This window comes from Promicromonospora sp. NPDC060204 (assembly GCF_042728455.1).
In the GTDB taxonomy this organism is placed as follows: domain Bacteria; phylum Actinomycetota; class Actinomycetes; order Actinomycetales; family Cellulomonadaceae; genus Promicromonospora.
Map to the genome: position 1 here is coordinate 1 of NZ_JBHWZO010000217.1, position 10,985 is coordinate 10,985.

The window sequence follows — 10,985 nt, forward strand, 5'->3', positions numbered from 1 at the left end:
GTGCTGCTCGACCTGGGGCTGCCCGACATGCCGGGGCTCGACGTCATCGCGGGCATCCGCGGCTGGACGCGGGTGCCGATCGTGGTGCTGTCGGCCCGGCAGCTCGGCGACGACAAGGTGGACGCGCTCGACGCCGGGGCAGACGACTACGTGACCAAGCCCTTCGCGATGAACGAGCTGCTCGCCCGGCTGCGCGCCGCCGTCCGCCGGGCGGAGCCCGCGCAGGCCGAGGAGCCCGTGGTCACCGCGGGCGACCTGCGGATCGACCTGGCGCGCCGGCAGGTGTCCCGCGCCGGGGCCGAGGTGCGCCTGAGCCCGACGGAGTGGGCGCTGCTGGAGGTGCTGGTGCGCAACCGCGGCCGGCTCGTGGACCGCAAGCTGCTGCTGCACGAGGTGTGGGGACCCGCGTACTCGACGGAGACCAACTACCTGCGCGTCTACACCGCCCAGCTCCGGCGCAAGCTGGAGGAGGACCCGTCGCACCCGAAGCACATCCTGACCCACCCGGGGGCGGGGTACCGGTTCGAGGAGTGAGGGCGTCAAGGTCCCGTCAGGATGTGCGGGGCCGGCGTACGGGATACGTTCACGCGGCCCGTTCCGGCCCGCGGCGTTCGTAGCGTCGCGGGTATGGCCCTGACCACTGCTTCCCGCCGTTCCTCCGGTGCCGGGCCGGCGCCGGACGCGACGCCGGACGACACCGACCGGGTGATCCTGGACCTGCTGCTGCACGACGGGCGGGCCACGCTCCACGAGCTGGCCGCGGCGACCGGCCTGAGCACGTCCGCGACGTCCGTCCGGGTGCGCCGGCTGGTCGAGCGGGGCGTCATCGCGGGCTTCCACGCCCGGGTCGACCGCGCGGTCCTCGGCCGCCCCGTGGAGGTCCTGGCGCAGGTGCAGGTGGGCGCGGACGCCGACCTCGCGGCGTTCGAGGACGCGCTGGTGGGCAGCGCCGCCGTGGTGTCGGCGTGGCAGGTCACGGGGGAGTACGACTACGCCGTCCACCTCGCGTGCCGCAGCCTGCCGGACGTCGAGGAGGAGCTGCGCCGCCTGCGCGAGCACCCGGGCGTGCGGCGCGCGTCGGCGCAGCTCCTGCTGCACCAGGTGCAGCCGTCCTGAAGCAGCTCAGAGCAGGCGGAGCGCGCCGCCGTGCGCGTCGGGGTGGTCCAGCCGGGCGAGGCCGCTGCGGAAGTCCGGGAAGCCCTCGTACACCTCCAGGTCGCGGCGGATCGCCACGGTCTCCTCGGGGACCGGGCCCACCAGCGGCAGACGCACCCGGGCGGTCGGCAGCAGGCCGAGGCCGCGCAGCACCACCTTGGTCGCCACGGCGGGCGGCACGTGGCGGTGCAGGGCGTGGTCGAGCGGGGCGAGGCGCCGGGAGAGGTCGTCCGCGGCGTCCAGGTCGCCGCCCAGCAGCGCGTCGACGTAGGCCCGCCAGCGGGCGGGCTCCACGTTGACGCCGACGCCGACCACGCCCTGCCCGCCCGCGGTGAGCACCATGGCCGCGGCGTCCGACCCCGCGTAGTAGGCCAGGTCGGACAGCCCCATGATCTCCGCGGCGCGGTGCGGGTTCTCCGTCGCGTCCTTGACGGCCCAGACGTTCGGGTGCCCGGCCGCGCGGAGCAGGGTCTCCATCTCGAAACCGACGCCGAACCGGCGCGGGTTGTCGTAGAGCATCACGGGCACGCCGGCGGCGTCGGCGAGCGCCCGCACGTGTGCGAGGAGCCCGGCCTGGGAGGGGCGGCTGGCCGCCGGGGCGGCGACGAGCACGCCGTCGGCCCCGGCCCGGGCGGCGGCGACGGCGAGGGCGATCCCCGTGGTCGTGTCGTGCTCGCCCACCCCGGCGACGACGGCGGCGCGGTCGCCGGCGGCGTCGATCGCCGCGCGCAGGAGCGCGCCCCGCTCCTCGGGGGCGAGCGCGCCGGACTCGCCCGTGGTCCCGCCGACGACCAGCCCGTCCACCCCCTCTCGTACGAGGCGGTCGACGTGCGCGGCGAGCGCGTCGAGGTCGAGATGGCCGTCGGAGGTGAAGGGCGTGACAGTCGCGGCGAAGAGCCGCGTGGAGCGTGGATCAGGCACACGATCACGCTATGTCGCCGGGTGGGCGGCGGTCCGTACGGGCTGCGTCAGGACTTGGCCCGCGCCCGTACGGGATGCGTCAAGGCCTCCGTTCCCGGGACGGCGCGCGCCGTACGACGGACGCATGACCCTCACCGCGATCCTGCCCACGCTCCGTGCGAGCATCCCCGATCCGCTCGCCGCGGGCGCCTGGCCGGCGGACACCCGGGCGACGACCACCGACCTGGTGGTGGACGGCATGTCCCTGCACTGCCTCGCCCTGCTGTGCGGCACGCCCTGCGCGCACACGGCCGACGCCGGCGAGCCTGCCGTGGTGGTCACCGCCGTCGTCGACACGACGACGACGCACGACGGCCGGCGGCTGCTGGTCCTCGACGACGGCCTCGCCCGCCCGGGCGGTGCGACGTGGTCGGAGCTGCGGCTGCTGGGCCGGGCGTCGGTGGCGCGGCTGGTGCCCACCGTCGTCTGCGACCCGGACAAGGTGCCGCTCGCGGAGGTGCCGCTGCCCGCCGACATCGGCGCCGCGGACCTGCTCGGCGTGCCGTGCGCCGGCGCGGCTGTCCGGGCCGGCGCCCGTGCCGGCTCTTCTGTTCGAACCGGGCGGCCGTCGTGATCCGGCTGGCGGCCGCGTCGGAGGTGGTCGGCACGAGCCTCGGCGACGTGGAGGTCTGCGTGACCGGCGGACGGCGCGGGCCGGTCCTGTTCTTCCCCGGCGGGCACGGCGGCGCGACCGTCGACTGCGGCTGGGAGTCGTACACCCGCTTCGGGTACCGCGTGGTGGCGTTCTCCCGGCCCGGCCACGGCCGGACCCGGGTGGGCGACCGCACCGCGGCGGGGTTCGTCCCGGCGGTCGAGGAGGTGTGCGCCGCGCTCGGCATCTCGACGGTGACCGCCGTCGTCGGGGTGTCGTCGGGCGGGCTCCAGGCGCTGCACGTCGCGGCGTCCGGGTCGGTCCGGCCCGCGCGGCTGGTCCTGCACAGCGCGGCGCCGTCGACGCTGCGCCACCCCGACTCCGCCGGGCGGCGGGCGCTGGGGCGCGTCCTGTCCGGCCCGCGCGTACAGCGCGGGCTCGGGTCGGTGGTGTCCCGCACGGTCGCCACGGACGCCGGGCTCCGGCTGGTGGCCGGGTCCCTGTGGCACACCTGGGGCCCGGAGGACCGCGACCGGGCCCGCGCGACGTTCCGGGCGACGGGGTCCGGCGGCGGCCTCGCCGCCGACCTGCGGCAGGGCCGGCCAGACGACGACGGTGCGCGGCACACGCTGCTTCGCCGGGTGTCCTGCCCGACGCTGGTGACCGGGTCGCGGCACGACGGCGCCGTGCGCTTCGCCCACGCCCTGGACCTCGCCGAGCACATCGACGACGCGCGCCTGGCCGAGCTCGACTCGCCGACGCACCTGTTCTGGGTCGGGCCGCACGCCGCGCAGGTGCACCGGGCGGTGCAGAGCTTCCTGGCCGAGCTCCTCTGACGAGAGTCGCGCGGGCGGGCTCGTGCGGGCTCGTCCGCGGGTGCGCTCGTGCGCGGTGTGTCAGTCCAGCGACGCCGCGAGCGCCACCAGCGACCGCTCGAAGTCCGCGCGGTCCCCGGCCGGCAGGCCGCCCAGCAGCTCCTGCTCCATCGCGCGGATGCCGGCCTGGCACCGCTCCAGGACCCGCCGCCCCTCGGGGGTGAGCGAGACGACGCGGTTGCGGCGGTCGGCCGGGTCGGGCACGCGGCTGACCAGCCCCAGCTCCACGAGCCGGTCCAGGTTGCCGATCAGCCGGGTCTTGTCGCGCCCGGTCGCGGCCGCGAGCTGCGCCTGGGTCGGGGCGTCCTGCCGGGCGAGCGCGGTGAGCACCACGTGGTCCCACATCTGCAGGCCGGCCGCCGCGAGGACCGGCTCCTCGCGGGCGATCACGACGCGCAGCAGCCGGTCGAGCAGGTAGCCAAGCTCGGGTCGCTCCACCCGCTGATCCTAACCAGGCCGCGATAATCTACCCAGGTGTATCGTCTACTCATGCCTACTTATTCGGAGATGCTCACCCTGCACCACGCCGCGCTCGCCGACACCTCCCGCCTCGTCGAGCGGGCCGCCCGGGGCCCGCTCCACATCGCGACGCCGTGCGACGAGTGGGACCTGGCTGCCCTGCTGTCGCACATGATCGGCCAGAACCACGGCTTCGCGGCCGCCCTCGGCGACGGTGAGGCCGACGTCGCGCTCTACGCCGGGCCGGAGGTGACACCGGACGGCGTCGTCGACGCGTGGGAGGCGTCCGCGACGGCGCTGCGCGATGCGTCCGCACGCGCGCAACCGGACGCCCCCGTCCACCTGGCCGAGTTCGACACGCAGGTCTCGGCGACGCTCGCCCTCGGGATGCAGCTCCTCGACACCGCCGTGCACGCCTGGGACGTCGCCACGGCGCTCGGCACCACCTACCGGCCCGACGACGCCACCGTCGCCTTCGTGCTCGAGAACGCGGGCGCGATCGCCGCCCGCCCCGGCGGGACTCCCGGCGTGTTCGCGCCGCCGCTCAGCGGGACCGGTTCCGACCCATGGACCGACGCCCTCCGCCTGCTGGGCCGGGACCCGCAGTCGGGCCTGCTCGGCCGGGACCCGCGGCCGGCCGGCTGACCATCCCGAGCGCGACGCCCGCCACCACGATCGCGACGCCCAGCCAGACGGCGGGGCCGGGCACCGGCCCGCCGAGCGCCACACCGCCCACGGCCGCGGCCACGGGGACGACGCCGGTGAACAGCCCGGCCCGACCCGGACCGATCCGGCCCACCGCGGTGTACCAGAGCAGGAACGCCACGACCGTGACACCCAGGGCCAGGTGCAGCGTGGCCGGCAGGTGCTCGGCCCGCAGGGTCAGGACGGCGCCCGGCCCCTCGACCGCCACGCTCAGCACCCAGAGCGCCACGGCCGCGATCCACACGGCGTGCAGTGAGACGCCGTGCGGCCCGAGCCGGCGCAGCACGGGGACGGCCAGCAGCGTGAAGCCGGCCTCGCACACCAGGGTGAGCAGCGCGTAGCCGACTCCCGCCGCGTCCGTGCGTCCGCCGCCCGTGACCAGGACGGCGCCCAGGGTCACCACCGCGGCGGCGCCAACCACCACCGGCGTCGGCCGGGTCCCGCCCAGGAGGGGTCCCACCAGGGCGAGGAGCACGGGCACGGCGGCGACCGCCACCCCGATCACCGCGGGCTCGGCGTGCGCGACGCCGCGGACCACCCCCACGTTGAACAGCACCAGCCCGCTCAGCGCCACGCCCGCGAGCCAGGCCCACTCCCGGCCGCGGGGTGTGGGCAGCGCCCGGCCGGTCAGCCGCAGCACCACGGCCAGCACCAGGGCCGCCAGCGTGTACCGAACGGCCTGCACCGCGAACAGCGGGGCGTCGGCGAGCACGCCCGAGACCGCGACCTGGCTGCCCACCAGTGACATGCCGAGCGCCGCGAAGAGCGGGCCGGTCCAGGCGGGGCCGGGCTGGTGCGGTCGGGGGCCGGCGTCGTCCTGCGTGGTGCCGGTGCCGGTGCCGGTGCCGGCGTTGGTGCCGGTGCCGGCGTTGGTGCCGGTGCCGGTGCGCAGGGCTGGGGTGCTGGTCGTCATGTCTGCGAGCCTGCCGCCGCTTTGGTATATCTGACAGAGCCAAGATCGCGGATTCTGAGAGGACCAAGATGGCCGGGGCCGACTTCCTCCAGCTCGATCCCGCCCACGCCCCGGCCGGCGGGCTCACCGCCTGGCTCGCCGAGGCGGTGCGCGGCGCGGTGTCCGACGGCCGCCTGGTCCCGGGCGACCGGCTCCCCGCCACGCGGGTGCTCGCCGACCAGCTCGGCTGCTCCCGCGGTGTGGTGGTCGACGCCTACCGGCGTCTGACGGACGAGGGCCTGCTCGCCGGACGACGCGGCGGCGGGACGACGGTCCGGGCGGCCTGGGCCCCGGCGCCCGCTGCCTCGGGCCCCGCCGCCTCGGCCCGGGCCCGCGTCTCCGGGGCCTCGGCCCCCGGCGCCGGCGCGCCGGCCAGCGCGCCCGGCACCGCCCCGGCGGCCCGTCCGCCGTCGTCGGGCCTCACGGGCGGGCTGCCCGGCGTGTTCGCGCCGGAGGTCCCGGGCGGCCCGGGTGCCGACCTGATCGACCTCTCGCCCGGCCTGCCCGACCTGTCCGCCTTCCCGCGTGCCGCCTGGGCCCGCGCCGAGCGCGCGGCTCTGGACGGCCTGGCGTCGAGCGACCTCGGCTACGGCGACCCGCGCGGCCTGCCCGCGCTGCGCGAGGCGCTCGCCGGCTGGCTCGCCCGCACCCGGGGCCTGCGCGCGCACCCCGACGACATCCTCGTGGTCAACGGCGTCTCCCAGGGCCTGATGCTGCTCGCCCGGGCGCTCGTCGCGGGCGGCACCACCCGGATCGGGTTCGAGGACCCGGGCTCCTACGGGGCGCGCGAGCACCTGCGCCGCTGGGACCTCGCGCCTGTGCCCGTCCCGGTGGACCGGCACGGGCTCGACGTCGCGGCGCTGGACCGGTCGGGGGTCGACGCCGTTCTCGTCACCCCCGCGCACCAGTTCCCCACGGGTGTGGTGCTCGCGCCCGACCGGCGGCGCGCACTGGTCGCCTGGGCGCGGTCCGGGGCGGCGCCGCGTCCGGACAGGCTGCCGGGCCGGCTCGTGATCGAGGACGACTACGACGCCGAGCACCGGTACGACCGCCCGCCGGTCCCCGCGCTGCGCGCCCTCGCGCCCGAGCACGTGGTGCACCTGGGCAGCGTGTCCAAGACGCTCGCCCCGGCGATCCGGATCGGCTGGCTGCTGGCGCCCGCCGCGCTCCGGTCCGAGCTGGTCGAGGCCCGCTACTGGACCGACCTCGCCAGCCCCGCGCTGCCCCAGCTCGCCCTGGCGCACTTCATCACCTCGGGCGGTTTCGAGCGGCACCTCCGCCAGGTCCGACGCCGGCACCGCGCCCGGCGCGACGCGCTCCTGACCGCCCTCGCGACCCACCTGCCCGGCGCCACGGCCCACGGCGTGGCCGCCGGCCTGCACCTGCTGGTCACGCTGCCGGGCGTCGACGACGCCGACCTGGCCCGGCGGGCCGCCGCAGCCGGGGTCCGGGTGCACCCCCTGTCGGCCCACCGGGTGGGCGACGGGCCGCCCGGGCTGGTGATCGGGTACGCCGCCAACCCGCCGGACCGGCTGACCGAGGCGGTGGCGCGCATCGCACGCGCCAACCACCACCCCGGCTACTCCGAGGCCGACCCCGACGCCTGAGCCGACCCGGATGCCGAGTCAGTCTCCTGGTCCGCGCTCCCCGTCAGCTGGGCCGACAGGTCCTCGGCCTCGCTCGCGATCGTGTCGGCGTCCACCAGGTCCGACGCCTGGTCGGTGAGCGTCTCGACGAGCCCGTCGAGGTACTCCTGGGCGTCGCCGCTCTCGTAGACCGACGCCGTCAGCTCCTCCGTCGCCGACTCGTACGCGGCGGCGAAGTCGTCGTCCGCCAGGAAGCGGGTCACCAACGGGTTGTCTCGGCCAGCCATGCCGCCCATGCCGCCGCCCTGTCCGCCGCCCTGCGCCGTGCCGTCCTGCGTGCCGCCGTCCGCGCCGTCCGGGTTCTCGGGGAGCTCGGCGCCGTCCGGCGGCTCCATCCCCTCGGGAGGTTCCATGCCCTCCGGCACGGTGCCGTCGCCGGGCCCGCCCTCGGGCGGCTCGCCGCCCCCGCCCGTGCGCCCGCCGCCGAAACCACCGCCGCCACCCCCGCCGCCGAGCCCGCCGTAGGACAGGTTCTGGTCCCAGGCGACCACGGTCATCAGTCCCGTGGCGGCGTCGTAGTGCAGGTAGGCGTTGTTGCCCGGGCCGGCGATGTCGTCCTGGTTGGCGACCAGGTCCTGGGCCGCAAGGTAGCGCGCGAACGAGTCGACGTCGAGGTACTCGCCGAGCTGCTCCGCGAACTCCTCGTCGGTCGAGTTGTTGACGAAGTCGAGGAACGCGACCAGCGGCTCGTACGCCTCGTCGTCCGTCCCGCCCGTGCTGTCGTACTCGGCCTCGAACGCGTCCGCGTAGTCCGCCACGTCCTCGCCGCGGTAGGTCCAGTCGCCCTCGCTGTCGGCCTTGTAGGTGATGCCCTCGTCGGGGTAGTTGTCCTCGTTCCACAGGTCGTCGTCGGGCAGGTCCACGACCAGCCGCAGCTGCTCGTCGCTGCCGTTCACGCTGAACCGCGCGTAGGAGGCCTGCTCCGCCTGGACGTCGGAGAGCTCCAGCACCTTCAGCGCGACCGCCTCGTTCAGGGAGGTCTCGGAGTTGTTGCCCCGCACCACGTAGTCGGCGCGTCCGTCGTGCTCCTGGCCGTCCACGTACTTGTCGAGCCGGATCAGCCAGGGCAGCCCGGTCGGGTCGTCGGCGGAGACGGAGCCGTCGCCCTCGTCGGGCGCGGCGGTGTCGGTGTCGGTTGTGTCGTCCGCAGCGGCGTCGTCCGCCGTCGAGTCGTCCTGCGTGGCCTGTGCCGCCTGGCCGCCGTCGCCGCTCAGGCCGCGCAGGCTGGAGTTGCCCTTGAGCCGCAGGCCGACGTCGTCGTACTCCTCGCCGTCGATCGTGACGGTCGCCTCGATCCAGTCCTTGTCGCCCGTCTCGGCGAAGGTGTCGAGCATCTCCTGGTACTCGGCCTCGTCGTACTCCACCGAGATCTCGTGGACGGTGGACGTGTCCCAGAAGCCGTCGGCGGTTTCGTCGGCCTCGGCGCTCGCGGTGCAGGCCGTCAGCGAGGCGGCCAGGGCGAGGGCGCCCGCCCCTGCGGCGGCCCTGCGGGTGCGGCCGGCCCGGGTGCGGCGGTGCGGTTCGTGGTCAGGTGCGGGTGTCGTGATCATGCGAAGACATCATCACGACGCTCTGTGCGGCTCCTCCGCGTCGGCTGGTGAACTCATGACCGGGCGCCGAACCAGCCCGCCGGCACCACCGCCGTCGGCTCACACCGTGGTTGCGATGGCACCCCCGGCGGCGCGGGGATCTAGGCTGGGCCGTGGCTCGCCCCGCGAGCCCGCCGGGCGACCCGTCCGGACCCGAGATCCACACCGCAGAATCGGAGCATCCAGCGATGGCTCGCCACCTTGTCACCAGTGCGCTTCCGTACATCAACGGCATCAAGCACCTGGGGAACATGGTCGGGTCGATGCTCCCGGCCGACGTCTACGCGCGGTACCTGCGCCAGCGCGGCCACGACGTGCTGTACATCTGTGCCACCGACGAGCACGGCACGCCGGCCGAGCTGGCGGCGGCCGAGGCGGGCCTGCCCGTCGCGGAGTTCTGCGCGGGTGCGCACGAGACGCAGAAGAAGATCTACGACGGTTTCGGGCTGTCGTTCGACCACTTCGGCCGGAGCTCCTCGGCGCAGAACGCTGAGACCACGCAGCACTTCGCGCGCCGCCTGAACGAGCACGGCTTCATCGAGGAGCGGGCGATCCGGCAGGTGTACTCGCCGGTCGACGGCCGGTTCCTGCCCGACCGCTACGTCGAGGGCACGTGCCCCCACTGCGGCTATGACCGGGCGCGCGGCGACCAGTGCGAGAACTGCACCCGCGTGCTGGACCCGACCGACCTGATCAACCCGCGCTCGGCGATCAGCGGCTCGACCGACCTCGAGGTGCGCGAGACCAAGCACCTGTTCCTGCTCCAGTCCAAGCTCCAGGCCGAGGTCGAGGCGTGGATCGACCAGAACAGCAAGGACTGGCCGCTGCTGTCGACGTCGATCGCCCGCAAGTGGCTCTCCGAGGGCCTGCACGACCGCGCGATCACGCGCGACCTGGAGTGGGGCGTGCCGGTCCCGGCCGACACCTGGCCCGAGCTCGCGGCCGACGGCAAGGTCTTCTACGTCTGGTTCGACGCCCCGATCGAGTACATCGGCTCGACCCAGGAGTGGGCGGACGCCGCCCCCGCGGGCGAGACCCGGGACTGGAAGTCCTGGTGGTACGAGGCGGACGACGTGCGCTACACGCAGTTCATGGCCAAGGACAACGTCCCGTTCCACACGGTGATGTTCCCCGCCACGGAGCTCGGCGTCCGCGAGCCGTGGACCATGGTCGACTACGTCAAGGGCTTCAGCTGGCTCACCTACTACGGCGGCAAGTTCTCGACGTCGCAGAAGCGGGGCGTGTTCACCGACGCCGCGCTGGAGATCCTCCCGGCCGACTACTGGCGCTGGTACCTGATCGCGAACGCCCCGGAGTCCGACGACTCGTCGTTCACCTGGGAACACTTCGCCGGCACGGTGAACAAGGACCTGGCCGATACGCTGGGCAACTTCGTCAACCGGGTGCTGACGTTCTCCGCCAAGCGGTTCGGCGAGACCGTCCCCGCGGGCGGCGAGCCGGGGGAGGCCGAGGAGAAGCTTGGCGCCGAGGTGTCCCGGCTCCTGGCCGAGTACGAGGGGCACCTGGAGGCGCTCCAGTACCGCAAGGCCGCGAACTCCCTGCGCGCGCTGTGGTCGGCCGGCAACGCCTACCTGGTCGAGAAGGAGCCGTGGAAGCAGGTCAAGGTCGACCCGGAGGCGGCGGCGGTCTCGCTGCGCACCGCGATGAACCTGATCCGCCTGTACGCGGTGGTCTCCGAGCCGTTCGTCCCGCAGACGGCGGCGACCCTGCGCGCCGTGTTCGCCCTCGACGGCGACACCGAGACCTGGGTGACCCCCGAAGCCGCGACGTCGCTCGACGCCGTGCCCGCCGGGACCGCGTTCACGGTGCCGCCGGTGCTGTTCGCCAAGATCAGCGACGACGACCTGGACGGCTACCGCGAGCGCTTCGGCGGCGGCGAGTCCTGAGCCCGGCGGGCTGAGGGTTGCCGGCCGCGGCTGGCGGCCGGGTTGGCGGCCGGGGTCGGCGCCTCAGGTCGGCAGTTCGCCACGCCGAGTTCGGCAGACCCCTGCGAGTTCGGCAGTTGGCATCGAGGTCGGCACAGTGATCTGC

11 protein-coding genes are annotated in these 10,985 nt (G+C 75.2%); 7 read left to right on the forward strand and 4 right to left on the reverse strand.

Going from position 1 to position 10,985, the window contains the following annotated elements; all coding sequences use genetic code 11:
- Both ACFWEJ_RS22190 and ACFWEJ_RS22195 read left to right on the forward strand, forming a co-directional pair.
- Window positions 1–534: winged helix-turn-helix domain-containing protein (locus tag ACFWEJ_RS22190; protein ID WP_377231357.1), on the forward strand; the 534-nt coding region annotated here is incomplete at its 5' end.
- A 93-nt stretch (window positions 535–627) separates the two neighbouring features.
- Window positions 628–1,116, forward strand: coding sequence for an Lrp/AsnC family transcriptional regulator (locus ACFWEJ_RS22195; protein ID WP_377231358.1), 489 nt, complete (start codon window positions 628–630; stop codon window positions 1,114–1,116).
- Between the two features lie 6 nt (window positions 1,117–1,122).
- Here the strand turns inward: ACFWEJ_RS22195 and ACFWEJ_RS22200 are convergent, their stop codons facing one another.
- Window positions 1,123–2,076, reverse strand: a complete 954-nt coding sequence (locus ACFWEJ_RS22200; protein WP_377231359.1) for a dihydrodipicolinate synthase family protein — start codon at window positions 2,074–2,076, stop codon at window positions 1,123–1,125.
- Between the two features lie 124 nt (window positions 2,077–2,200).
- On the opposite strand from ACFWEJ_RS22200, the gene ACFWEJ_RS22205 reads away from it, so the two are divergent.
- Window positions 2,201–2,689 (forward strand): hypothetical protein, encoded by a 489-nt coding sequence (locus ACFWEJ_RS22205; protein ID WP_377231360.1) that lies wholly within the window; start codon window positions 2,201–2,203, stop codon window positions 2,687–2,689.
- The gene (locus tag ACFWEJ_RS22210; protein WP_377231361.1) at window positions 2,686–3,543 is read left to right on the forward strand and encodes an alpha/beta fold hydrolase; all 858 of its coding nucleotides are present in this window, start codon (window positions 2,686–2,688) and stop codon (window positions 3,541–3,543) included. The genes ACFWEJ_RS22205 and ACFWEJ_RS22210 overlap by 4 nt, the downstream gene beginning before the upstream one ends.
- Window positions 3,544–3,603: 60 nt before the next feature.
- Here the strand turns inward: ACFWEJ_RS22210 and ACFWEJ_RS22215 are convergent, their stop codons facing one another.
- Window positions 3,604–4,020 (reverse strand): MarR family winged helix-turn-helix transcriptional regulator, encoded by a 417-nt coding sequence (locus ACFWEJ_RS22215; protein WP_377231362.1) that lies wholly within the window; start codon window positions 4,018–4,020, stop codon window positions 3,604–3,606.
- 51 nt (window positions 4,021–4,071) lie between these two features.
- Here ACFWEJ_RS22215 and ACFWEJ_RS22220 point away from each other — a divergent pair, with 51 nt between their 5' ends.
- The gene (locus ACFWEJ_RS22220) at window positions 4,072–4,686 is read left to right on the forward strand and encodes a TIGR03086 family metal-binding protein (RefSeq protein ID WP_377231363.1); all 615 of its coding nucleotides are present in this window, start codon (window positions 4,072–4,074) and stop codon (window positions 4,684–4,686) included.
- Here the strand turns inward: ACFWEJ_RS22220 and ACFWEJ_RS22225 are convergent.
- Window positions 4,586–5,659, reverse strand: coding sequence for a DMT family transporter (locus ACFWEJ_RS22225; protein WP_377231364.1), 1,074 nt, complete (start codon window positions 5,657–5,659; stop codon window positions 4,586–4,588). The two genes, ACFWEJ_RS22220 and ACFWEJ_RS22225, sit on opposite strands and share 101 nt — an antisense overlap.
- Window positions 5,660–5,727: 68 nt before the next feature.
- Here ACFWEJ_RS22225 and ACFWEJ_RS22230 point away from each other — a divergent pair, with 68 nt between their 5' ends.
- The gene (locus tag ACFWEJ_RS22230) at window positions 5,728–7,305 is read left to right on the forward strand and encodes a PLP-dependent aminotransferase family protein (RefSeq protein WP_377231365.1); all 1,578 of its coding nucleotides are present in this window, start codon (window positions 5,728–5,730) and stop codon (window positions 7,303–7,305) included.
- Here the strand turns inward: ACFWEJ_RS22230 and ACFWEJ_RS22235 are convergent.
- Window positions 7,278–8,894: a CotH kinase family protein gene (locus ACFWEJ_RS22235; RefSeq protein WP_377231366.1), complete on the reverse strand. Its 1,617-nt coding sequence runs from the start codon at window positions 8,892–8,894 to the stop codon at window positions 7,278–7,280. The genes ACFWEJ_RS22230 and ACFWEJ_RS22235 overlap by 28 nt on opposite strands.
- Before the next feature lie 227 nt (window positions 8,895–9,121).
- On the opposite strand from ACFWEJ_RS22235, the gene metG reads away from it, so the two are divergent.
- Window positions 9,122–10,840 carry a methionine--tRNA ligase gene (gene metG / locus ACFWEJ_RS22240; RefSeq protein ID WP_377231367.1) on the forward strand — a complete coding sequence of 573 codons (1,719 nt, stop codon included), beginning with the start codon at window positions 9,122–9,124 and terminating at the stop codon, window positions 10,838–10,840.
- The last annotated feature ends 145 nt before the right edge of the window (window positions 10,841–10,985 follow it).